This window comes from Nitratireductor lacus (assembly GCF_056431025.1).
On record NZ_JBWKMB010000005.1, the window covers coordinates 183189 to 207020 of the forward strand.

Sequence of the window (23832 nt, forward strand, 5' to 3'; positions counted from 1 at the left end):
ATCAGGACAGATAAGAGGGGCCAAGAGTGATGTCAACGCCGCGTTAAACATGCGCTCTTGCGCAAAATTCCGCCATATTCATAGGCGGTTTGGGCAAATTCTGAATCACGAACGGAGAGTTTCATGCTGAAATCGTTTCGCCGTTTCCTGGCCGTTCAGGTTGGGGCCGGTCTGACGCTGGCCGCCGTGGGCTTCATGCCCGCCCACGCTGCCGATGCCGATGTCGTCGCCACCGTCAACGGTATGGAGATCACGGAGGGCGATTTGGCCGTCGCTGGCGAGGAGTATGGTGCACAGTTCGGCAATCTGCCGGAACCGCAGCGCCGCGCCGCGCTGCTCTCGGCATTGATCGAGATTCGGCTTCTGGCTTCGCAGGCTGAAGAAAAGGGCCTCGCGGAAGGCGAGGATTTTGCCAAGCGTCTTGCCTTCCTGCGTCAGCAGGCGCTCCATGCGGCGTTTATCGAAAAAGTGGTGGATGGTGCGGTCTCCGAGGATGAGGTGCGCGCCAGCTATGACAAGCAGATTGCTGATGCCCCTGCCGTAAACGAGGTGCGGGCACGTCACATTCTGGTGAAGACCAAGGAAGAAGCCGAAGCGATCATCAAGCAGCTCGAGGAGGGCGGCAATTTCGAGGAGATCGCCAAGGAGAAATCCACCGATGGTGCTGCCGCCAATGGCGGTGATCTCGGTTATTTCACATCAGGCCAGATGGTGCCGGAGTTCGAAAAGGCCGCCTTCGCGCTCAATCCGGGCGAATATTCCAAGGAGCCGACCGAGACGCAGTTCGGCTTCCATGTGATCAAGGTCGAAGACAAGCGGGCCAAGCAGCCGCCTGCATTCGACGCCGTGAAGGACCGGGTGCGGTCCATACTGGTGCGTGAGAAATATGTCGAGGAAGTTTCTGCCCTCCGCGACGCGGCCGAGGTCGATGTGAAGGACCCGGCGCTCAAGGAGTTCATCGATGGCATTGAGAAGCAGCGCGAAGGCGCGGCTTCGGAGAGCGGTAAGGCCGAAGAGCCAGCCAAATCCGAATAAGATGTCCGACAGCCTGAATGGAAAGCGGCGGGTGCCTGGCGCCCGCCGCTTTCTGTTTTATCCGATGATTGCAGGCAGCCGGGTTCCGCGGTCGTGAGACACTGGTTTCGGCTTGCGTCGGAAAAAAAACTCGGGCAGACCGACAGGCACCAAAAGTCGCAACCTCGGTAAGTCTGGCCAATGTCCGCTGCAATCTCTCCCCTTGCTCCGAAAAAATATCCCTCCATGCCGATTGTGGACGGTGTGCGCATCGCAACGGCTGAGGCAGGCGTGAAATACAGGGGGCGAACCGATCTTCTTGCGATGGTGTTCGATGAAGGTACGACGGTTGCCGGTGTTTTCACCCGCTCCAAATGTCCTTCCGCCCCCGTCGAGTTCTGCCGTGAAAACCTGGCCGGTGGAGCCGCGCGCATTCTCGTCGTGAATTCCGGGAACGCCAATGCCTTTACCGGGAAAAAGGGCCGCGCGACAACGGCTGCCGTCGGCGAGGCCGCAGCCGGGGCGGTTGGCGCGGGCAGGGATACGGTTTTCATGGCATCCACCGGGGTGATCGGAGAACCGCTTCCCGCTGAACGTATCACCGGCTTTCTGGAGGGTATGGCGCGCGATGCGAAGCCCGAGGGCTGGCTGGAGGCGGCCCGAGCCATCATGACCACGGACACTTATCCGAAAGTGGCGACGGCCATTGCCAGCGTCGGCGACGTGGATGTTGTCATTAACGGTATCGCCAAGGGCGCCGGCATGATTGCGCCGGACATGGCGACGATGCTGTCTTTCGTGGCAACCGATGCGCCGATTGCGGCACCCGTTCTGCAGGAACTCCTCTCCAAAGGGACAGGCAAGACCTTCAATGCCGTTACGGTCGACAGCGATACATCCACCAGTGACACGCTTATGATGTTTGCAACGGGCGCTGCGGCCAGGAGGGGCGCGCCGGTGATCACCGATGCCAGAGACCCGAGACTTGCCGGGTTCCGTCGGGCATTGAACCGCATCCTGAAGAACCTCGCCCTGCAGGTGGTGCGTGATGGCGAGGGTGCACGCAAGCAGCTTGAGATCACCGTGACCGGGGCGAAGTCGTCCCGTTCGGCAAAGAAGATTGCACTCTCCATTGCCAATTCACCACTCGTCAAAACGGCCGTGGCGGGCGAGGACGCCAATTGGGGGCGGGTCGTGATGGCCGTGGGGAAGGCGGGTGAGCCGGCAGAACGCGACCTTCTGTCGATCTGGTTCGGCGACATTCGCGTTGCCCATGAGGGCGAGCGTGACCCTGGCTATTCCGAAGAGGCGACATCCGCTTATATGAAAAAGGATGAGATCGCGTTGCGCGTGGATCTTGGTATCGGGCGTGGCAAGGCCACCGTGTGGACCTGCGACCTGACCAAGGAATATGTCGCCATTAATGGCGACTACCGGAGCTAGGGTGTGCCAGGCCAGGTGAGGCAGGACGCAAAAAAAGACTTCGCGATCATCCGCCGCTTTGAAGCGGCGGGGTTGCGCGCGTGGCCGGCAGAGACCGTTGCCTATGACGGCACCTGGGTTCTGCGATTGACGGCGGGCCATCCGGCCAAGCGGCTGAATTCCATCAACCCGCTCGATCCCGGAGACTACCGCAATCTCGAGACGCGGATCGAACGGGCGGCAGAGCAGTTCAGCGCTTATGGGCGGCCGGTAACCTTTCGGCTTTCCCCGCTCGCAGCACCGGAAATCTCCAGTTATCTCGATCAGCGGGGCTGGGCGACGCTTGGGCATTCGCTGGTGATGGCGCTCGATCTGCGCGAGGCGGACCTTGCCGAGGCGATGGATCAGATTCCGCTCAAGGACCGGCGACGCTTCGTCAATGCCACGCTGAAGGTTCACGGTTACGAGGAGCTTCATCGTGCCGGGCTTTCCCGGGTCATTGGTGCGATCCGGCCCGAGACGGGGCTTTTCGTTCTGGAAGAGGGCGAAGAACCGGTTGCGACGGCCATCTGCGTGCATGACAGCGATCTGGCAGGCCTGTTCGAGATCGCGACAAGGCCTTCCTGGCGTGGGAAAGGCTACGGGCGCCGTGTCCTGCTTTCAGCACTCAAATGGGCGCGGTCGCATGGTGCCGAACGGGCCTGGCTGCAGGTTGAGGCCGATAATGCGGTGGCACTGCGTCTCTATCGAGCGCTCGGTTTCCGTGAAATCTATACATATCATTATCGCCAGCCGGGGCCGGCGGGCGAGACGGAGCGCGCCGTATGAACGATCAATCCAAACGGATCCTCCTCGTGGCAGCCTGCGCGCTGGTCGACCCGGACGGACGGGTGCTCCTCGCCAAACGGCCGGAGGGCAAGGCCCTGGCCGGGCTGTGGGAATTTCCCGGCGGCAAGGTGGAGGCCGGTGAAACGCCTGAGAACACGCTTGTTCGTGAACTTCACGAAGAACTGGCGATCGAGACGAAAACGGCCTGTCTCGCACCGCTTACTTTTGCCAGCCACACCTACGAGGATTTTCACCTCCTGATGCCGCTCTATGTCTGCCGCCGCTTCTGGGGCACGCCACGGGCCCAGGAGGGGCAGGGACTGAAATGGGTGAGGCCGCGTGACATGCGCGACTATCCCATGCCGCCGGCGGATGCGCCGCTCATACCCTTCCTGATCGATCTGCTTTGATCTGCCCGCCAGGGTTAATCCTTCGTTTACGCAACAATGCCAATTTGATTGTGGGGACGCGCCGCATTCGCGGCTGGGTTTAACCTTCTGGTGAGGGGCTGTGATGACGTTCGGCGAGACAGGCGACATGGAGCGCGCGGGCTGGACCGTGCGCGCTGGTCATATGGGCATGGGGGCGCTTCGGGTTGCATTGCTGTTTGGCACGGCAGGTGTTGCGCTGGCGCTTGTCCTGACACCGATTGCCGAAAAGCGCACACGCTCAAATGTTGCGCAGATTGGCGCGCCGTTTGGCATAGATCCCATAACGACCGCTTCCACCAAACGCGACAGCCGAAACTATACGATCCGGCGCAGCGTGCTTCAGCCCTCGCGGAACTCCGTGTGTGTCATCCACCAGAGCGGCCGTCACAGCGGAGATTGCTGACAAACCTCCCGGCGGCTCTCAGGGTTTCTTAAGGCTTTCATCCTACGGTCGCACTTCAATCAGGGGAGTCCCGCGGATGGGAAGGCACTTTCTCAAGGACACGTCAGGCGCAACCGCGATCGAGTACGCTTTGATCGCCGGGCTGATTTCGCTGGCCATTATCGTCGGTGCCCGACAGACCGGAAATGAACTCAGGGCATCTTATAACAACGTCGCCGACCAGGTAAGTGCCACCAATCCCTGAGGTCTCCGTGAGCGCTGCGCTTACTTTCTGTTGCTCTTTTCCAGCGCCTCTTTCAGAGACATTTTGGCACTGCCGGGAGCCAGCGGCTTCTGTTGCGATTCGTGCGGTGCCCAGCCCGACATCCACACAATGTTGAAGGTCGCCCTGATCCGGCCGTCGGGATCGGAAAACCGTTCCGCATAGATCTGCGCGGCACGCATGAACAGCGCGCGGGTTGCGGGTCTGCGCGAGCGGGCGGCAAGGGTGCTGGTCGCGCCCATGGAACGCAGATCGCGCATCAGGTCGAACATGGTCGCATAGCGGACGGTGACGGTTTCGAGGTCGGCCACCGGCAGGGCAAAACCCGCACGCTGGAGAAGGCCGCCCACGTCACGGACATCGGCAAAGGGACTGACACGCGGCGCGGCACCCTGGGAGAGCTCCGTCTCGGCCGCCAGAAGGGCTTCCCGCAACTCCTGGAGCGTGCCCGCGCCGGCCATGGCTCCCAGAAACAGTCCATCCGGCTTCAGTGCGCGTCGAATCTGCGAAAGCATTCCCGGAATGTCGTTCACTTCGTGCAGGCTGAGCAGTGAGACGACGAGGTCGAAACTGCCGGGTTCGGCCGGCAACGTCTCGACATCTGCGATTATGCCGTTCTTCTCGAGAAAAGCCGGATCTGCCTCAATGCGGGTGATGTCGTCTGTCTTGCCGCTCGTGCGGATGGCGCGCGCAGCGTCGTCTGTCAGGCAGAACGCAGCGGCGGCACGCTCGAACTGCCGTTCGACGGTCGCCAGCCGGTCTTCGAGGTCGTCCGCGGCCCGCTGCATCAGGAAGCGTGCGCCCGGATCGCCCTGCATCAGGGCCCGTTTCTTGCGCAGAAGGGCGAGTTCGCTGTCGAAGAGCTGTTCCATGCAGGGTCCTCTGTTTGAGGATGCGCCATCGCATAAAATCGCTATGCTGGCAAAGAGCAATGCCTTTTGGGGAAATGGCGGCTTGGGGGAACCTGGTGACTGGCGTCTCGCGATTTTCAGGCGTGATGACGGGTTGGCTGCAGCGTGTGCTGTTTCCGCCAACGTGTCTTGGTTGTTCGAATCTCGTGACTGAACCTGGAACGCTTTGTCCATCCTGCTGGGGGCGGTTGCGGTTTCTGGAGCGGCCATGGTGCCCGGTAATGGGCACGCCGTTCTCCATCGATCTCGGTGAAAACATGCTTTCTGCCGAGGCGATTGCGAACCCGCCGCCGTTTGCGCGGGCACGCTCGGCGGTCGTCTATCAGGGCGTCGCGCGCAGATTGGTGCAGGGGCTGAAATTCCGCGATCGCACGGACCTTGCCCCCTGGATGGCCCGGTGGATGCTGCGCGCCGGAGGCGAACTCATGCCCGAAGGCGATCTGGTCATCCCCGTGCCGCTGCATCGCGCCCGCTTTTTGGCGCGGCGCTTCAACCAGTCGGCGGAACTGGCACGTGCGGTTGCGCGTGGTGGCGGGCTCGATTATGCGCCCGAGGCGCTTGTCCGCGTCAGGCGCACGCGCCAGCAGGTCGGGCTGGGTGCCCGCGAGCGCGAAGCCAATGTGCGCGGGGCTTTTCGTGTGCCTGATGCGTCGCTGCCGCAGATCAAATCACGCAGCATCATTCTGGTGGACGATGTCTACACCACAGGCGCTACGGTTGCCGCGGCAGCGCGTGTTCTGAAACGGGCCGGCGCGCGCCGTGTCGATGTCCTGACCTTCGCGCGCGTTCTGCTGGGGGACTTCCGGGCCGACGATCAAGGCCCTATATAAGCCTGCAAGAAGAGTATGGAGCCGACTATGGCCGATGTGACGATCTATACCCGGATGATGTGTGGTTTCTGCAGTGCTGCGAAGCGCCTGCTCGACAGCAAGGGCGTCTCTTATACAGAGCATGATGCAAGCTTTTCCAATGAGCTGCGCCAGGAGATGATCCAGCGCGCAAACGGCCGCTCTACATTCCCGCAGATTTTCATCGGCGATACCCATGTGGGCGGCTGCGACGAACTGCACGCGCTTGAGCGTGCTGGAAAACTCGACGCGATGCTGACGGAGGCCCGGGCATGAGCAAGCTGGTCGCCGCCGCCCTTCAGATGCGCTCCGGCACGGAGCCGGAGGCGAATGCCGACGCTTTCGAGGCTCTGGTGCGTGAGGCAGCGGGTCAGGGGGCACAGTATGTGCAGAGCCCGGAAATGACCGGCGTTCTGGTGCGTGGCCGCGAAGACCTGGCCTCGCGGATCGCCGGAGGGCGTGGGGCGCTTGTGGTCGACCGGGCGCAGGCGCTTGCGCGGGAACTGTCGATCTTTGTGCATCTCGGCTCCACCGCTGTTGCGCTGGACAATGGCCGTGTGGCGAACCGCGCCTTTCTTTTTGCGCCCGACGGTGAGCTCGTCACCACCTATGACAAGCTCCACATGTTCGATGTGGATCTCGACAATGGCGAGAGCTGGCGCGAATCAGCCACCTACGCGCCCGGTGAACGGGCCGTGGTGGCCGATCTTCCCTTTGGACGGCTTGGCTTCGCCATCTGCTACGATCTGCGTTTCCCGCAGCTCTTCCGCGCGCTCGCAAGGGCAGAAGCCCAGGTGTTGACCGCGCCGGCGGCGTTTACGCGCCAGACCGGTGAAGCGCACTGGCATGTGCTGGTGCGGTCTCGCGCCATTGAAAATGGCGCATTCATGATCAGTGCTGCACAGGGCGGCCTGCATGAGGACGGACGAGAGACCTATGGCCATTCGCTGATCGTCGATCCATGGGGCCGGGTGCTGGCCGAAGTGGACGGGGACGCACCGGGCATTGCCATTGCCGAACTCGATCTCGATCAGGTGGCGGCCGCGCGCGCGAAGATTCCAAATCTGAAAAATGCGCGCGATTTTTCGGTCGCGCGGGTTTCGGGTGGCGCCTCGGCTGAAAGGAAGGCCTCATGATCAGTTTCAATCTGATCTGTGAGCACGACCACGCGTTCGAGGCATGGTTTCGCAACAATGCGGATTTCGATGGTCAGAAGGAGCGCGGTCTCGTTTCATGCCCGCATTGCGGCTCCGGCAACGTGGAAAAGGCTCTGATGGCGCCGGCGGTTTCCACCGGAAAGCGGCGCGAACAGATAGCCCTTGCCATGGGCGAGCAGCAAAAGAAGGCGCTGGCCCAGCTCAAGGAACTTTCAAACAAGGTGCGGGAGAACGCGGACTATGTCGGCGACAGGTTCGCTGAAGAAGCGCGCAAAATCCATTTCGGCGAAACCGAGGCCCGTGGCATTTACGGCGAGGCGACGTCCGAAGAAGCCGCGTCGCTCCTGGAAGACGGCGTCGAGTTCATGCCGCTGCCACTTTTCCCGGAAGAACAGAACTGACGCTGCTCAGGCGACGGGCTTTGTTGCCGCGACCATGTAGTTGACATCCATGTCGCGTGAGCGCTGCCAGCGGTCGCCGATAGGATTGTAAACCACGCCGCTGCGGTCGATGATCTCGATGCCAGCGCTGGCGAGGCCCTTTTCCAGTTCGCTCGGGCGCACGAGCTTCTCATACTGGTGTGTGCCGCGGGGCAGCCATCCAAGCACATATTCAGCGCCAATGATCGCCAGCCCCCAGGCTTTCAGCGTGCGGTTGATCGTGGCGACGAACATAAGGCCACCGGGCTTCAGCATGGCGCCGCACTTGGACAGGAACAGGTCCACGTCGGAAACATGTTCCACCACTTCCATGTTGAGGATGATGTCGAAACGTTCACCGGCGTCGGCCAGGGCTTCCGCTGTCGTGGCGCGATAGTCGATGGAGAGCCCGCTCTGCCCGGCATGAATTTTCGCCACCTCGATGTTGGTTTCGGACGCGTCCGCGCCAACCACATCTGCACCGAGACGCGCCATGGGCTCGCACAAAAGTCCGCCGCCGCAACCGATATCGAGCATGCGCAATCCAGCAAAGGGTTTCGCTGCATGCGGGTCGCGGCCGAAATGGGCGGCCACATGGTCGCGTATATAGGCCAGACGTACGGGATTGAACTTGTGCAGTACACCCATTTTGCCAGCCGGATTCCACCATTCCGTCGCCAGCGCCGAGAAATGCTCGATTTCACGCGTGTCGATCGTCGTTTGCCGTGCCTCGGACATCGAAAACCCCTCGCTGGGTGTTGATCTAGAGCATCGGACCGAAAAGTGGAATCCGGTTTTCGGGCTACTCCGATGCTCCATTCATAGTTTGGATCGTCCTTTGCGCGCCCGGATGGACGCACGGCGATCTAAGCCAGGCCCATGAAGTCGGGGTGCGGAGCCTGATTGTCAAGGCGGGAATTGTCTCGACGGCCCCGGCTGATCCGATGGCATACCTGGAGCGAATGGTTTTCGGGCGTTTTCCTGGCGCTTTAGAAGCGCTCTGTTACCTTGCTTGCAGATAACCGATCTTTTGGGTATGGAGTGCGCGGCGCAGGGCGGGGCTCCGTCGCTGCGTCGTGTTGTGTTCGCCCCTTTCGGGCGGTTGGAATTCCCGAGCAAAGGCACTCCGTTCCCATGGCGCGCATCGTGATGAAGTTCGGCGGAACCTCCGTCGCCGATATCGACCGCATCCATAATGTGGCACGTCACGTCAAACGCGAAACGGATGCAGGGCATGAAGTGGCTGTTGTCGTTTCGGCAATGTCCGGCAAGACCAACGAACTGGTCGGCTGGGCGCAGGCCATGCCAAGGGCCACCGGTGCAGAATCCCCTTTCTTTGATGCCCGCGAATATGACGCCATCGTTGCCTCGGGCGAGCAGGTCACCAGCGGTTTGCTGGCGATTGCCCTTCAGTCCATGGGGGTCGATGCGCGCTCCTGGCAGGGCTGGCAGATTCCGATTCGCACCGACAGCGCGCATGGCGCGGCGCGCATCGAGGATATTGACGGCAGCGAGATCGTCCGTCGCATGGGCACCGGTCAGGTCGCGGTGGTTGCGGGTTTTCAGGGCATCGGTCCCGACAACCGCATCGCCACACTGGGGCGCGGTGGCTCCGACACCAGCGCCGTCGCGGTCGCCGCCGCGGTGAAGGCCGATCGCTGCGACATCTACACCGATGTCGATGGCGTCTATACGACCGATCCGCGCATCGAGCCCAAGGCACGCCGCCTGCCGAAAATTTCGTTTGAAGAAATGCTCGAAATGGCCTCGCTTGGCGCCAAGGTGCTGCAAGTGCGGTCAGTGGAGCTGGCCATGGTGCACAAGGTCAGAACCTTTGTCAGATCGTCTTTCGAGGATCCGGATGCGCCGGGTATGGGTGATCTCGTAAACCCGCCCGGCACGCTCATTTGCGATGAGGATGAAATCGTGGAACAGCAAGTCGTCACCGGCATCGCCTACGCCAAGGACGAGGCGCAGATATCGCTTCGTCGCGTCGCGGATCGTCCCGGCGTGTCTGCCGGCATTTTCGGTCCGCTCGCCGAGGCCAACATCAATGTCGACATGATCGTGCAGAACATCTCGGAAGATGGCTCGCGCACCGACATGACCTTCACCGTGCCTTCGGGCGACCTCGAAAAGGCCGTTTCGGTGCTTGAGAAAGTGCGCGAGACGATCGGCTTCGACGCGATTCAGTCGGAGGCGGGCCTGGTAAAGGTCTCCGTTATCGGCATCGGTATGCGCAGCCATGCCGGCGTTGCCGCGATTGCCTTCAAGGCCCTGGCAGAGAAGGGCATCAATATTCGTGCAATCACCACATCGGAGATCAAGATTTCGATCCTGATCGACGGTCCTTATGCAGAATTGGCCGTCCGCACTTTGCATTCTGTCTACGGTCTCGATAAGCAGTAGAAAACAACAACCCGAAAACCGGCTTCTGCCTGGCTCCTGCAAGTGGCTGGCATTGGCCAAGGGAGAGGGGTTCGATGCGAGATTCTGCCGGCGGCCCGAGAGTGCTGTTAAGGCGATTGCGGGAATTGATGGCCGAGGCGCTCGATCCACAGGAGCGTCTCGACCATATCGTTCGTGAAATCGCCCAGAACATGGTCGCCGAGGTTTGCTCGCTTTATGTGCTGCGTGCCGATTCCATGCTGGAACTTTACGCCACCGAGGGGCTGAACCCCGGTGCGGTTCATCTGGCCCAGCTTCGTCTTGGCCAGGGCCTGGTCGGCACCATTGCGGCCAGTGCACGCCCGCTCAACCTTTCAGACGCTCAGAAGCACCCCGCATTCACCTATCTGCCGGAAACCGGGGAAGAGGTCTATCATTCCTTCCTCGGCGTACCGGTCCTCCGGGCCGGACGCACGCTGGGCGTCCTCGTCGTGCAGAACCGCACCATGCGGCACTACCGCGAAGACGAGATCGAGGCGCTGGAGACGGTGGCAATGGTCATCGCGGAGATGATTGCCACGGGCGATCTGGCAAGGCTTACCCGACCGGGCATCGAGCTCGATCTCAGCCGCCCCGTCAGCATGACGGGGTTGCCCTTCAATGAGGGCGTGGGGCTTGGCCATGTGGTGCTGCATGAGCCGCGTATTGTCGTCACTGCGCTTTTTAACGAAGACAGCGATGATGAGCTGGACCGGCTGGAGACAGCGCTCGATTCGCTCAGGCTCTCCATCGACGATATGCTGTCGCGGCGCGACGTTGCCTTTGAAGGCGAGCACCGTGCGGTTCTTGAAGCCTACCGGATGTTCGCCAATGATCGCGGCTGGGTGCGTCGCCTCAAGGAGGCGATCAACAATGGTCTGACCGCAGAAGCGGCGGTCGAGAAGGTGCAGAGCGACATGCGCGCGCGCATGATGCACATGACCGATCCTTATCTGCGCGAGCGGATGAGCGATTTCGACGATCTCGCCAACCGACTGTTGCGCCAGCTCATGGGGCGGGGGCCCGATGCGCTGGCGGAAATCCTGCCGAAGGACGCAATCATCGTCGCCCGCTCCATGGGGGCGGCAGAACTGCTGGATTATCCCCGCCAGAAACTGCGCGGTCTGGTGCTGGAGGAGGGCGCGCCCACAAGCCATATCGTCATTGTTGCCCGCGCCATCGGCCTTCCGACGGTCGGTCAGGTCAAGGGCGCCGTCTCCATGTCGGAGAATGGCGACGCGATCATCGTCGATGGCGAAGACGGGCAGGTGCACCTGCGACCGCAGGGCGATGTCGAGGAAGCCTATGCCGAGAAGGTGCGTTTCCGCGCCCGGCGTCAAAAACTCTACCAGGAACTCCGCGACCGTCCGACGGAAACAAGAGACGGCGTTCCCGTCGACCTGATGATGAATGCCGGACTGGCCGTCGATCTGCCGCAGCTGGCGCAGTCGGGCGCGGCAGGCATCGGGCTTTTCCGCACCGAACTGCAGTTCATGGTGGCTGCGGCCTTTCCCAGGGTCGAGGCGCAGGAGCGGCTTTATCGGGAAGTGCTGGAAGCGGCCGACGGAAAGCCGGTCACCTTCCGCACCATCGACATCGGTGGCGACAAGGTGCTGCCCTATTTCAAGGGCGCGCAGCACGAGGAAAATCCGGCGCTTGGATGGCGTGCCATCCGCCTGACGCTCGACCGTCCGGGGCTGCTTCGAACGCAGATCAGGGCGCTTTTGAAGGCGTCGGGCGGTCGTGAACTGCGCATGATGCTGCCGATGGTCACCGAAGTCAGCGAAGTGCGCCAGGCGCGCGACATCATCGACCGGGAAGTGCGGCACCTTTCGCGTTTCGGCTATCTCCTGCCGACGCGCCTCAAGCTCGGCGCCATGATCGAGGTGCCGGCTCTGCTCTGGCAGCTTGAGGAACTGATGCAGGCGGTGGACTTCGTCTCCGTCGGTTCCAACGATCTTTTCCAGTTCGTGACCGCGACGGACCGCGGCAACACCCGTATCGCGGAACGTTTCGATCCCCTGAGCGTGCCCTTCCTGCGCATTCTTCGCCAGATCGTGCGTGCCGGCGACCAGTACGGCACGCCCGTGACATTGTGCGGTGAACTGGCAGGACGACCGATCTCAGCGATGGCTCTGCTCGGGGTTGGCTTTCGGTCCATTTCCATGGCGCCGGCAGCCATTGGCCCGGTAAAGGCTATGCTTTGCGAGCTGCCCCTGTCAGACCTTTCAGTCGTGATGGAAGAAGCCCTTGCCAACCACAGCGCATCCACCGATATTCGCGCGCTGCTTCGCGATTTCGCAAACAAGCACTCCATTGCTCTCTAGAACTGACAGGCTTTCCCGTCGATGACCGACTTGCCGCGCGACCGCATGGACCAGGTTCTCAAACGTTTCGAGCTTATCGAAACGCAGATGGCGGCCGGGCCGGAACCCGATGTTTATGTGAAGCTTGCTTCCGAGTATTCCGAGCTGCAGGAGGTTGCCGGCAAGATTCGCGAGCTGCGCCAGGCCGAAGCTGAACTCGATGATCTCAAATCGATGCTTGCCGATCCGGCGACCGACAAGGAAATGCGCGAGCTCGCAGAGGCCGACCTTGAAGACGTCGAGGGACGCATCGAGACACTCGGCGAAGAGATGCAGATCCTGCTCCTGCCGAAGGATGAAGCCGACGACAAGAACGCCATTCTCGAAATCCGTGCGGGCACCGGCGGCGACGAGGCGGCCCTTTTCGCAGGCGATCTGTTCCGCATGTATGAACGCTACGCCGCGGAGAAGGGCTGGCGGGTCGAGGTGGTTTCGGCCAGCGAGGGCGAGGCCGGTGGCTACAAGGAAATCATCGCCACCGTTTCTGGTCGCGGCGTGTTTTCGCGTCTGAAATTCGAATCCGGCGTTCATCGCGTGCAGCGTGTTCCGGCGACGGAAGCGCAGGGGCGCATTCACACGTCCGCCGCCACAGTGGCCGTGCTGCCAGAGGCCGAGGAGATCGATGTCGATATCAAGCCCGACGACATCCGCATCGATACGATGCGCGCTTCGGGTGCGGGCGGACAGCACGTCAACACCACCGATTCGGCGGTGCGCATCACCCATATCCCAACTGGCATTGTCGTGCTGCAGGCGGAGAAGTCTCAGCATCAGAACCGAGCCCGCGCCATGCAGATCCTGCGCGCGCGTCTCTTTGACATGCAGCGCATGAAGGCGGCTGACGAGCGTTCCGAAGCGCGGCGTCTGCAGGTGGGAACGGGCGACCGTTCCGAACGCATTCGCACCTATAATTTCCCGCAGGGGCGCCTTACGGACCATCGCATCAACCTCACTCTCTACAAGCTTGACCGGGTGATCGAAGGCGATCTCGATGAGGTGATCGATGCGCTGATCTCCGATCATCAGGCAAAGCTGCTCGCGGAAACCGGGGCGGATGGCTGACGCGCAGACGCTTGGGGCGCTTCTGGCGTGGGCGCGGGAGCGGCTGGCAAAGGCCGGTATCTGCGAAGCGGCCCTCGACGCGCGTCTTCTGGTCGAACATGTCACGCAAACCACGCGGCTTGACGCCGTATCACGGCCTGAAAGGCCCGTTACCGGTGCTGAGCGCGCTCTGGCAGAGCAGGTGGTCGAGCAGCGCATTGCCGGCAAACCCGTGCATCGCATCATCGGTCACAGGGAGTTCTACGGACTGAATCTGAAGCTCTCCAGGGAAACTCTGGAACCGCGCCCGGACACAGAAACGCTCGTCGACCTCGTTCTGGAAGAAGCGCGCGGGCTCGGCGGCGAGGATCGCCCCTGGCGCATTCTCGATCTGGGAACCGGAACCGGTGCAATCGCCCTTGCCCTGCTCAGCGTTTTGCCTGTGGCGCACGCCGTCGGCGCGGATATTTCCGCTGATGCGCTTGCAACGGCACGCGCCAATGCCGATATGAATGGTTACGGGGCGCGGTTTGAGACGCGCCTGTCCGACTGGTTTGAAAAAATTGACGGACGTTTCGATTTCATCGTCTCGAATCCGCCCTATATTCGGGAAGACGACTGGCACGACCTCGCCATAGAGGTCCGCGGGCATGACCCGCGCCGCGCACTGGTTGCCGGCGAGGACGGTCTGGATGCCTACAGGCGGCTTGCCGCTGAGTGCGCCAATCATCTGGCGGTTGGTGGTACGGTTGCCGTAGAGATCGGACATGACCAAAGGGAGAGTGTGACCGGGCTTTTCACCGAGCAGGGCTTCCGTTTCAAAAAGCTTGGCCGAGACCTCGCCGGGCACGACCGGGTGTTGATTTTTGCTCTGGAAACAGCTCGTGAACGAGGTTGAAAAAAAGCTTGGCTTTGCAAAAGAATGCCGCTAGGTTCCGGCTACCGGATGGGACGAAGCAGACAGCACCGTTATCGATTCGGTTCCCGAGGACCAGCTGTCGTGAAAGGCGTTTACGCCTCTGCTTCATTGTGGGGATTGTCCGGCAACTGATATGAAGCGGAACAGCTATGGCATTGGCGCCCGCGTCAAGCGGAGCGGCGTACAGCCAAGGGGAGATGTGAGACTGCTGGCTTCCCGCCGTCGTCCGCTATCTGAAAGAGTATCGTTTCAAAAAATCTGTCTCGAACAAGCAGTCTCGAAAACCAAGAGAGTCGAATGAGGCCACAACAGCAGAACAGGCGCATGCGCGGTCGCGGCAACAACAACCGCAAGGGCCCAAATCCGTTAGCGCGCAGCTACGAGAGTAATGGCCCGGATGTAAAAATCCGCGGAACCGCACAACAGGTGGCAGATAAATACGCTACGCTGGCGCGCGATGCGCAGAGTTCCGGTGATCGCGTGATGGCCGAGAATTACCTGCAGCATGCGGAACACTACAATCGCATTATCGCTGCAGCCCAGGCCCAGCTTCAGCAACAGCAGCAGACGCGCGAGAACCGCGAGGATTCTGATGTTGACGGTGACGACCAGGACGTCGCGGAGGCAAACGGCGGCAATCAGAAGCCCCAGCGACAGAAACGCGTCGAAGATGGCTCCGGCCCGCAGCCCGAGATCAAGGGTGTGCCGGCAGAGCTGGCGCTGAATGGCGATGAAGGCAATGCGAATGCCGGCAATGGACACGCCGCCGACGGTATGAACGGCAGCGCTGAAGATGAGAAGCCAAAGCCTGCTCGCCGCGGGCGCAAACCCGCCGCTGCAAAGGCAGAGGATGGCGAAGAGGGGCAGGAAGGCGAGAAGCCGGCCAAACGCCCGCGCCGCACCCGTGCTCGCAAGACCGAGGATGCCGAAGGCGGCGACAGCGGCGAAGCTGCGGCCTCGGCTACGGTCTCTGAAGAGATTGTCGCCCAGGGCTGACCATTTTGACATAAAGGACACATCGACGGCGGGACTTCCCCGCCGTTTTCGTTTGATCTCCATCTTGTGCCGATAGGGATATGTTCCCATATCCCAAACAGTTGGGCTTGCCACAGAAGACCGTGATAATCTGATCCGATCACGGTTTATGGGAGCCCGTCGCATTGGTCGTTGCCGGTGCTGCAAAGCAGGCCGGCAGGGAAATGGAGACACTTATGAACTTTGAGAAATATTCGGAGCGGGTGCGCGGTTTCATCCAGGCCGCACAGACTTTCGCACTCACCAGTAACCATCAGCAGTTTACGCCGGAGCATCTGCTCAAGGTGCTTGTCGACGATGAGGAGGGGCTTGCTGCCTCCCTGATCGAAAGGGCCGGCGGTCGCGCCGAAGACGTGCGCCTCGGGGTCGAGGCAGCGCTGAAAGCCATGCCCCAGGTGGAAGGCGGCAATGGCCAGCTCTACATGGCCCAGCCCCTTGCAAAGGTTTTTTCCACTGCCGAGGAACTGGCAAAGAAGGCCGGTGACAGTTTCGTCACCGTTGAGCGCCTTTTGACGGCGCTTGCGGTGGAAAAATCCGCCAAAACCGCAGACATCCTGTCCAGGGCTGGTGTCACGCCGACGGCGCTGAACCAGGCCATCAATGATATTCGCAAGGGCCGCACGGCCGATTCGGCCAGCGCCGAGCAGGGCTATGACGCCCTCAAGAAATATGCGCGCGATCTGACCGCAGATGCCCGCGCCGGCAGGCTCGACCCGGTGATTGGCCGCGACGACGAGATTCGCCGCACGATCCAGGTGCTGTCCCGCCGCACCAAGAACAATCCCGTTCTGATCGGCGAGCCGGGCGTCGGCAAGACGGCCATTGCCGAAGGTCTCGCGCTGCGCATTGTCAACGGTGACGTACCCGAATCGCTGAAGGACAAGCAGTTGATGGCGCTCGATATGGGCGCGCTGATCGCCGGTGCGAAATATCGCGGCGAGTTCGAGGAACGTTTGAAGGCTGTCCTGTCGGAGGTGACGGCCGCCAGCGGCAACATCATCCTGTTCATCGACGAGATGCATACGCTCGTCGGGGCCGGCAAGGCCGATGGCGCCATGGACGCTTCCAACCTTCTGAAGCCGGCCCTTGCGCGCGGTGAGCTTCACTGCGTCGGTGCGACGACGCTCGATGAATACCGCAAGCACGTGGAAAAGGATGCGGCACTGGCACGCCGTTTCCAGCCGGTTTTCGTCAGCGAGCCGACCGTCGAAGATACGGTTTCGATCCTGCGTGGATTGAAGGAGAAGTACGAACAGCACCATAAGGTGCGGGTCTCAGACTCGGCCCTGGTCGCTGCCGCGACACTCTCCAACCGCTATATCACGGACCGGTTTCTGCCCGACAAGGCCATCGACCTGGTGGACGAGGCGGCATCCCGCCTGCGCATGCAGGTGGATTCCAAGCCGGAAGAACTCGATGAAATCGACCGGCGCATCATGCAGCTCAAGATCGAGCGGGAAGCGCTTAAGGCGGAAAAGGACGAAGCGTCCAGGGATCGTCTGGCGAAGCTCGAGAAGGAATTGACCGACCTCGAGGAGGAATCGGCGCGGCTCACCAGCCTGTGGGCGGCCGAGAAGGACAAGCTCGGCCTTGCCGCTGACCTCAAGAAGCAGCTCGACGAGGCCCGCAACGAGCTGGCTATCGCCCAGCGCAAGGGTGAGTTCCAGCGTGCCGGCGAACTGGCCTATGGCCAGATTCCGGAACTGGAAAAGAGGCTCGCCGAGGCAGAGGCCCAGGGTGAAGAAGAAGGCGCCACTGGCATGGTCGAAGAGACCGTGAAGCCCGACCACGTCGCTCATATCGTCTCGCGCTGGACCGGCATTCCGGTCGACAAGATGCTTGAGGGCGAGCGTGAAAAGCTGTTGCGAATGGAGGACGAGCTGGCCAGGCGCGTCGTCGGTCAGGGCGAGGCGGTTCAGGCTGTCTCCAAGGCTGTACGCCGTGCCCGCGCCGGCCTGCAGGACCCGAACCGGCCGATCGGCTCCTTCATGTTCCTCGGCCCGACTGGTGTCGGCAAGACGGAACTGACCAAGGCGCTCGCCAGTTTCCTGTTCGACGACGAGCAGGCCATGGTGCGCATCGACATGTCGGAGTTCATGGAGAAGCACTCGGTGGCCCGGTTGATCGGCGCGCCTCCCGGCTATGTCGGCTATGAGGAAGGGGGCGTTCTGACGGAGGCCGTTCGCCGCCGGCCCTATCAGGTCATTCTTTTCGACGAGATCGAAAAGGCGCATCCGGACGTGTTCAACGTGCTCTTGCAGGTGCTGGATGACGGGCGCCTGACGGATGGTCAGGGCCGCACGGTCGACTTCCGCAACACGCTGATTGTCATGACATCGAATCTCGGTTCCGAGTACCTCGTGAATCTCGGCGAAGGCGATGATGTCGACAAGGTGCGCAGCGAAGTGATGGATGTGGTCAAGGCTTCGTTCCGGCCTGAATTCCTCAACCGGATCGACGAAGTGATCCTCTTCCACCGGTTGCGCCGGCAGGATATGGGCCAGATCGTCGAAATCCAGTTGCAGCGTCTGGAAAGGCTGCTTGCAGACCGCAAGATCACCCTCGATCTCGACGGCGAGGCAATCGACTGGCTGGCGAACAAGGGCTACGACCCCGCCTATGGTGCGCGTCCTCTAAAACGCGTGATCCAGAAAGAGCTTCAGGATCCGCTGGCCGAGAAGATTCTCCAGGGTGAGATCTTCGATGGCTCCACCGTGAAGGTTACGGCGGGTTCCGATCGGCTGAATTTTCGGCCGCGCAAAGCATCTCTTGAAGAGCGGGCGGAACAGGCGGCGTAACGCGACAAAGCCGGGGAGGGCACATGCAGATCGATAGATACAACGCGGTTTGCGGTGCCCTTCCGCACACCACCCATGTTGTTCAATGGGGTGGCTCACATGTCTGGAAAGTGGGCGGCAAGGTATTCGCCATCGGCAGTCAGGCCAGTCAGGGAAACCTTGCCGTCTCCTTTAAGTGTTCAGATATGGCGTTCGACGTGCTCCGGGAGCAGCCGGGTCTGCGTCCCGCACCTTATCTGGCTTCGCGCGGCATGAAGTGGATCCAGCGGCAGACAGGGGAAACGATGGATGATGATGCGCTTGCGGATTATCTGGCTGAAAGCCACCGAATCGTGGCTTCGGGCCTGACCCGAAAGCTCAGGCGGGAACTGGGGCTCGATACGGCCTGAGCCTGCCGCGAAAATGTCACAACTGCCGCCATCTTCACGTCCGGTTCATCTCCTATGGTAAATCATTCGTCAAATGGGCGAATCGCCGGCGGGCGAACAGCCTATCCGTGTGGGATGAGACGAGGGGCGATGAACGTGAAACTGAATTTGCTGACCGCTTTGTGCCTGGTCATGGGGCCTACGGCTGCCTGGGCCGCGATGCCGGAGGTTGAGACACGGCGCAACGGTCAGATATTCCAGTCGGCCAGTGACGTTGCAGGCAACCAGACGGTGCTCAATGCCGAGCCCGCAGAAGCGCCCATAGAACTCGCGCAGAATTACGATTTCGATGTCTACATCGATCAGTACGGCCGCGAAATCATCGTCGATGCCTTTACTGGCGAGGTGGTTGAAATCCGCCCGCCGGCACCAGGCAGCAGGCAATATGAGCGCCGGCCCTCGCGCCCGCGCGAATTCAACGGCCAGGTTTATGATTTTTCCGATCCGCGCGAGGTCGACCGTTATCGGCGCGATCGCGGCAGGGCGCGCAATGCGCCCGACAATCGCTATTCGGATCCCTATGCGAATCGGTCGTATGACGAGTCTCCTCGATACGACGACCGCAATGTTTATCCCGAGGCTCCGAATTATGGGCGCGCGCCGATCGAACGTGCGCCGCTCGACGCGCCAGATCCCCGTGACAGTATGGCGGCTATCCCTGGCGAGGACACCGGCTTCAGGTCCGGATCGGGCAATGCGTCCGGCACCCCGACGCTGCCAAAGGACAGCGCTGTGGTCATGCCGCGCGGTGTCAGCGAGGATGTGACCCGGTTCCAGGTGCTGCTCGATCGTGTCGGTGCCTCACCCGGCGTGATCGATGGCCACACCGGCGACAATGTGAACAAGGCGATCCGGGCCTATCGCGAGATCACGGGGCAAACCCTCAGGACCTACGACAAGGAATGGATTGAGGCGGAGCTGGAGCGCACCGGCGGCCCGGCTTTCAAGGAGTACACCATCACTGCCGAGGACGCCGCGGGGCCTTATGTTGCATCGGTTCCGGCGGATTATGCGCACAAGGCCCAGCTCGACGCGCTGTCCTATACCTCCGTTGTGGAGATGCTGGCAGAGCGTTTCCATATGGACGAAAAGTATCTGACCGCGCTTAACCCGGACGCAAACTTCAATCGGCCGGGGACGATCATCAAGGTGGTCAATGTCGGGAAACCCATGAAGGCGGCTGTCACCCGCATCGTGGCCGACAAGAGCGCGAAACAACTGCGTGCCTATAATGAAGATGGCCAGCTTGTCGCTGCGTATCCCGCGACGATCGGTTCATCCGACACACCCTCGCCAACGGGAACACATACCGTGGCACGGATCGCCCTCAATCCGGAGTACACCTACAATCCAAAAATCAACTTCAAACAGGGCAACAACGACAAGGTCCTGACCATACCGCCTGGTCCCAACGGTCCGGTCGGTTCTGTCTGGATTGCATTGTCCAAGCCGACCTACGGCATTCACGGCACGCCCGATCCTTCCAAGATCGGCAAGACCGCTTCGCATGGCTGCATCCGCCTGACCAACTGGGATGCCGAGGAACTGGCGAAGCGTGTCAAGCCGGGAGTCACCGTAACCTTCGCCGAGTAGGTGAGGCTGACGCAGATTGCGACGGTGCGCCGTCCCGATTGATTGATGAGACCGCGTTTGGCGGCTACGCTCGCTTCCCATGCAGGGACCATGCGAAATAGAGCCGGAGCTCGCCCTTGACGCTGCGGCAGAGCGAACGTTTTGCCCGGCCTCGCGGCGGCATTATGTGCTGCTCGCCGCCATACTGGCATCGGCGCTCGGCTTCATCGACGGATCTGCCGTATCGGTCGCCATGCCGGCGATGCGTGCCGATCTTGGCGCGTCGCTTGCCGATGCGCAGTGGATTTCCAACGCCTACGCACTGGCGCTGGCGGCTCTGATCCTGGTTGGTGGTGGAGCAGGCGATAAATTTGGCCTGCGAAAGACCTTCATCGCGGGCATCGTTCTTTTCATCCTGGCTTCAATGGCGTGCGCCGCCGCTCCGTCGGCCAGCACCCTGATCCTGTCGCGCGGGGTGCAGGGGGTCGGTGCGGCATTCATGGTGCCGGGCAGTCTGGCGATCATCGCCAAGGCCTATCCCAAGGAGGAACGGGGCAGGGCGATTGGAATATGGGCGGCATCTTCCGCCCTGACCACGGCGATCGGCCCGGTTTTCGGCGGTCTGCTCCTGTCGGTCTTCGGTGATGCTGCCTGGCGCGTCATTTTTGCGATCAATCTGCCGCTCGGGGTGCTTGCCGTCGCAATGCTTCTGCGTGTGCCGGCTGATCGGCCGACGGGTGATCGGAAACTGGATGTCGCGGGAGCGGTGCTGGCAACGCTTGCCTTTGGCGCCATGTCCTATGGCCTGACCATGCTCTCCGCTGAAAACGCCGGGAGCGGCGGTGGGTCCGCTGCGGCCTTGCCTCTGATCCTCGGAGGTGCCTTCCTGGTGGGTTTCATTGTCTGGGAGCGGTCGCGCAAGGCGCCGATGATCGATCTGTCGCTGTTTGCCATTGTGCCCTTCTCAGGTGCCAATATTGCGACCTTCGTCCTCTATTTCGCCCTGTCGGGCATCCTCTTCTACCTGCCCATGCTGTTGATTACGGGCTGGGGGCTGGGAGAAGCCACGACGGCCTTTATTTTTCTTCCCCTGTCAGTCGCCATTGCCGGCCTGTCGGGGCCCGTCGGCCGTTTGTCCGACGCTGTCGGGCCTCGCCTGCCGATAACGGCCGGGAGCCTTGTCGTGGCACTGGCTTTTGGCGGGCTGGCGGCGATCTCGGGTGCGGGCATTCACCGGTTCTGGTCGGGGGCATTTCCGATGATGGTGTTGATGGGGCTGGGGATGGCGCTGGTTGTCTCACCCCTCTCCACGGCGGTCATGACCTCGGTGAACGATGAGGATACCGGTGCAGCTTCAGGCATCAACAACGCCATCTCGCGTATTGCGGGCCTGATGGCCGTTGCGGCGATGGGGGCCTTAGCAGCGCATCGCTATGCCAGCGCAGTGGGGCCGGAAAGGGCGCTTGTGCCGGGTTATGGAGAGCCGACCAGTTCGCCGCTGCCCGAAGCGCTGGAGGCGGCCCGTGTCACGGCAAGCGATGCCGCGTTCTCGGGCATTGCCTGGATAATGTGTGCGTTCTGTGTGGCTTCCGCGCTTGTTGCCTGGCTGACCCAGCAATCGAAGTCGGACGAACCGTCAGGCGATGCCGCTGCGGACTGACCCGGCGATCAGCTTCCGCTCGATGCCACCGAAAGCGGAGCATCCTCGTTTTCCTTCAGCAGCTCGTCGATGCGGCTGCGCTCGCGTTCGAAGGCCAGCAGGTCTTCGCCCTTAAGCGCGCGATTGTCAGGCAGCCGCACGCGCATCGGATCAACCTTGGTGCCGTTGACGATCATCTCGTAGTGAAGATGGTTGCCGGTCACCAGACCGGTGGCGCCGACATAGCCGATCACCTGACCCTGGCGAATGCGGGCGCCGGCTGTCACGCCTTTGGCAATCCCGCTCTGGTGGTTGTAGGAGGTCTTGAAACCGTTGTTGTGGCGGATGATGGTCTGCCGGCCATAGCCGCCCGCCCAGCCGGCCTTCTCCACCACACCGTCGCCGGCAGCGATGATCGGTGTGCCGCGGGGGGCGCCCCAGTCGACGCCCGTATGCATCTTGCTATACCCCAGCACCGGGTGCCGGCGCATTCCGAATCCAGATGTGAAACGGCCGTTGGGAACTGGGTTTCTCAACATGAAGCGCTTCGAACTGCGGCCCTCGCTGTCAAAATAATCGACGGTCCCGTCTTCAAACTGAAAGCGATAGAATGTGCGTGTCGTTCCGCCAAAGCTGGCTTTGACGTAAAGCAGTTCGGACTGGTCGGTGGCATTTTTCTCCGCGTCGGGTGCAGAGAAGAACACTTCGAGCCTGTCTGTGGGAGAAAGGCGCGACTGGAAATCGACATCCGCAGACAGAAGCTTCACCAGGCGCTTGGTCATCTCCGGCGTCAGGCCATAGGCGTAGGCGGCGCGGTAGATGCCATCATAGACCCGGGGCAGATCGGCGCGCGGCATGCGGCGCGGCGCGGTCGGGTGGTCGAGAGCAGCAAGAAGAACGGGGTTCATCTCCGGCTCCTCTGCCGGCACGTACTGATCACGATCGTCCAGGGCGATGGTCACGATATGCTTCCTGCCCTCATAGACACTCGTGCGCACGACGCGGCTCTGCTCGCCGCGCATCTCGACGCCCACGCGCAGCAGCGTGCCGGCCTTAAGGTCGGGCGCATTGAGCAGCTTGGTGATCGCTTCGACCATACCGTCTACATCGTTGCCCCTGTAGCCCGACTGGGCAAAGACTTCGGCAATCGCCCGCTCGGTGCGGAAGGGGATCAGGTCCTCCGCGAATTCAGGTGCGGTTTCCCGCGCGGTTCGCGCGGCTATGGAGACGTTCTCGGGTATGACGCGCGCGCTGAAGGCTGCGAGTGCCTGCGTGGAGAATGTGTCACCAAAACGCTGCGGGTCCACATAGTGTAGCGCCGCGACCTGCACGTCACCGTCGGTCAGGATTGCGCCCGTGTTGCGTACGGCAACCTCGACCTCCTCCGTGCTCAGGCTGCGGGCCGAACTGAAGTCGGAGGAGCGAAGCGGAAAATCATGACTTTTGAGGCTGACCTCGCTCTCGACCTTGGCGCCGTAGATAAGGCCGGTTCGTGCGGTGCTTGTCGCCCCGCTTTCAGCGAACACGGCAAGCGGGTCGAAGGGCGGGTAGTCCTTCTCCGTTGGATGATTGGCTGTCAGCGCCATCTTGGCGTGGACGAAGGGCAGCGTTCGGATGACATCGGTGTCGCCGCTTCGCATGACCGTCGAGACTTCCATCATGCGCCTGTCTTCGCCGCGGCTGATCGTATGCGGCGTGACGAGGCGCGCGGTTTTTGCGGCTTCGCCGGCGGGGTCTGCGATCTCGCCGAGAAGGGCGATCTCCGGCGGTGTGGCGAGCTGCTGCCTTCCGTCCAGGGCTGCGGAGAGTGCGACGCCCATGAGCACTGTCGATGTCACGCCGGTCAGAAAAGTGCCGATGAGCCAGCGCGCCGAGATCTCGCGGCGGTCGGGCGGGCCGCTGCGTCCGTCCG

22 protein-coding genes (1 of these 22 cut by a window edge) are annotated in these 23832 nt (G+C 61.7%); 19 read left to right on the top strand and 3 right to left on the bottom strand.

Annotated elements, in window-relative coordinates; translation table 11 throughout:
• Nucleotides 1–123 precede the first annotated feature (123 nt).
• The 6 genes from AC07E3_RS06320 (at nt 124) to AC07E3_RS06345 (ending at nt 4342) form a co-directional block, all read left to right on the top strand.
• Complete coding sequence (locus AC07E3_RS06320) at nt 124–1035, top strand: peptidylprolyl isomerase (protein ID WP_336070442.1); 912 nt, start codon at nt 124–126, stop codon at nt 1033–1035.
• A 180-nt stretch (nt 1036–1215) separates the two neighbouring features.
• Nucleotides 1216–2457: a bifunctional glutamate N-acetyltransferase/amino-acid acetyltransferase ArgJ gene (gene argJ / locus AC07E3_RS06325; RefSeq protein ID WP_336070443.1), complete on the top strand. Its 1242-nt coding sequence runs from the start codon at nt 1216–1218 to the stop codon at nt 2455–2457.
• A gap of 3 nt (nt 2458–2460) precedes the next feature.
• Nucleotides 2461–3264 (top strand): GNAT family N-acetyltransferase, encoded by an 804-nt coding sequence (locus AC07E3_RS06330; RefSeq protein WP_081784697.1) that lies wholly within the window; start codon nt 2461–2463, stop codon nt 3262–3264.
• Complete coding sequence (locus AC07E3_RS06335; protein ID WP_065818234.1) at nt 3261–3674, top strand: (deoxy)nucleoside triphosphate pyrophosphohydrolase; 414 nt, start codon at nt 3261–3263, stop codon at nt 3672–3674. Before AC07E3_RS06330 ends, AC07E3_RS06335 begins: the two co-directional genes overlap by 4 nt.
• Nucleotides 3675–3777: 103 nt before the next feature.
• Entirely contained in the window at nt 3778–4098 is a 321-nt protein-coding gene (locus tag AC07E3_RS06340) for a hypothetical protein (RefSeq protein ID WP_065818235.1), read from the top strand.
• 76 nt (nt 4099–4174) lie between these two features.
• The gene (locus AC07E3_RS06345; protein WP_065818236.1) at nt 4175–4342 is read left to right on the top strand and encodes a Flp family type IVb pilin; all 168 of its coding nucleotides are present in this window, start codon (nt 4175–4177) and stop codon (nt 4340–4342) included.
• 20 nt (nt 4343–4362) lie between these two features.
• On the opposite strand, the gene AC07E3_RS06350 is transcribed toward AC07E3_RS06345, so the two are convergent.
• Nucleotides 4363–5232: a methyltransferase domain-containing protein gene (locus tag AC07E3_RS06350; protein ID WP_223005296.1), complete on the bottom strand. Its 870-nt coding sequence runs from the start codon at nt 5230–5232 to the stop codon at nt 4363–4365.
• A 125-nt stretch (nt 5233–5357) separates the two neighbouring features.
• Between AC07E3_RS06350 and AC07E3_RS06355 the strand changes: the two genes are divergently transcribed.
• From AC07E3_RS06355 to AC07E3_RS06370, 4 genes are read left to right on the top strand one after another with little or no spacing between them, the layout of a single operon-like run.
• A complete protein-coding gene (locus AC07E3_RS06355) occupies nt 5358–6101 on the top strand; it encodes a ComF family protein (protein ID WP_478360715.1) in 744 nt (247 codons plus the stop codon).
• Between the two features lie 27 nt (nt 6102–6128).
• Nucleotides 6129–6395 carry a glutaredoxin 3 gene (grxC, locus tag AC07E3_RS06360; protein ID WP_025030550.1) on the top strand — a complete coding sequence of 89 codons (267 nt, stop codon included), beginning with the start codon at nt 6129–6131 and terminating at the stop codon, nt 6393–6395.
• Nucleotides 6392–7255: a carbon-nitrogen hydrolase family protein gene (locus tag AC07E3_RS06365; protein WP_478360681.1), complete on the top strand. Its 864-nt coding sequence runs from the start codon at nt 6392–6394 to the stop codon at nt 7253–7255. Before grxC ends, AC07E3_RS06365 begins: the two co-directional genes overlap by 4 nt.
• Nucleotides 7252–7677 carry a DUF1178 family protein gene (locus AC07E3_RS06370; protein ID WP_336070450.1) on the top strand — a complete coding sequence of 142 codons (426 nt, stop codon included), beginning with the start codon at nt 7252–7254 and terminating at the stop codon, nt 7675–7677. The genes AC07E3_RS06365 and AC07E3_RS06370 overlap by 4 nt, the downstream gene beginning before the upstream one ends.
• Before the next feature lie 6 nt (nt 7678–7683).
• Here AC07E3_RS06370 and ubiG read toward each other — a convergent pair whose 3' ends face one another.
• The gene (ubiG, locus tag AC07E3_RS06375; RefSeq protein WP_336070451.1) at nt 7684–8433 is read right to left on the bottom strand and encodes a bifunctional 2-polyprenyl-6-hydroxyphenol methylase/3-demethylubiquinol 3-O-methyltransferase UbiG; all 750 of its coding nucleotides are present in this window, start codon (nt 8431–8433) and stop codon (nt 7684–7686) included.
• A gap of 396 nt (nt 8434–8829) precedes the next feature.
• Here ubiG and AC07E3_RS06380 point away from each other — a divergent pair, with 396 nt between their 5' ends.
• From AC07E3_RS06380 to AC07E3_RS06420, 9 genes are all read left to right on the top strand, one after another.
• Nucleotides 8830–10104: an aspartate kinase gene (locus AC07E3_RS06380; protein ID WP_478360684.1), complete on the top strand. Its 1275-nt coding sequence runs from the start codon at nt 8830–8832 to the stop codon at nt 10102–10104.
• Nucleotides 10105–10178: 74 nt separating this feature from the next.
• Nucleotides 10179–12449 (top strand): phosphoenolpyruvate--protein phosphotransferase, encoded by a 2271-nt coding sequence (ptsP, locus tag AC07E3_RS06385; protein ID WP_336070455.1) that lies wholly within the window; start codon nt 10179–10181, stop codon nt 12447–12449.
• Nucleotides 12450–12470: 21 nt separating this feature from the next.
• On the top strand, nt 12471–13550 hold the full coding sequence (gene prfA / locus AC07E3_RS06390; RefSeq protein WP_478360686.1) for a peptide chain release factor 1: 1080 nt from the start codon (nt 12471–12473) through the stop codon (nt 13548–13550).
• Nucleotides 13543–14427 (top strand): peptide chain release factor N(5)-glutamine methyltransferase, encoded by an 885-nt coding sequence (gene prmC / locus AC07E3_RS06395; RefSeq protein WP_478360688.1) that lies wholly within the window; start codon nt 13543–13545, stop codon nt 14425–14427. Before prfA ends, prmC begins: the two co-directional genes overlap by 8 nt.
• Before the next feature lie 318 nt (nt 14428–14745).
• Complete coding sequence (locus AC07E3_RS06400; RefSeq protein ID WP_478360690.1) at nt 14746–15444, top strand: DUF4167 domain-containing protein; 699 nt, start codon at nt 14746–14748, stop codon at nt 15442–15444.
• Between the two features lie 215 nt (nt 15445–15659).
• Nucleotides 15660–18281: an ATP-dependent chaperone ClpB gene (gene clpB, locus AC07E3_RS06405; protein ID WP_065818257.1), complete on the top strand. Its 2622-nt coding sequence runs from the start codon at nt 15660–15662 to the stop codon at nt 18279–18281.
• A gap of 23 nt (nt 18282–18304) precedes the next feature.
• Nucleotides 18305–18670 carry an MmcQ/YjbR family DNA-binding protein gene (locus AC07E3_RS06410; protein WP_065818258.1) on the top strand — a complete coding sequence of 122 codons (366 nt, stop codon included), beginning with the start codon at nt 18305–18307 and terminating at the stop codon, nt 18668–18670.
• Nucleotides 18671–18799: 129 nt separating this feature from the next.
• Nucleotides 18800–20302 carry a L,D-transpeptidase gene (locus AC07E3_RS06415; RefSeq protein ID WP_478360692.1) on the top strand — a complete coding sequence of 501 codons (1503 nt, stop codon included), beginning with the start codon at nt 18800–18802 and terminating at the stop codon, nt 20300–20302.
• A 79-nt stretch (nt 20303–20381) separates the two neighbouring features.
• Nucleotides 20382–21941, top strand: a complete 1560-nt coding sequence (locus AC07E3_RS06420; protein ID WP_478360694.1) for an MFS transporter — start codon at nt 20382–20384, stop codon at nt 21939–21941.
• Between the two features lie 8 nt (nt 21942–21949).
• On the opposite strand, the gene AC07E3_RS06425 is transcribed toward AC07E3_RS06420, so the two are convergent.
• Nucleotides 21950–23832, bottom strand: partial view of a M23 family metallopeptidase gene (locus AC07E3_RS06425; protein WP_336070464.1) — the 3' portion only. The gene runs 55 nt beyond the window's last position; only the last 1883 of its 1938 coding nucleotides appear in the window; the start codon falls outside the window, past its right edge; it ends in the stop codon at nt 21950–21952.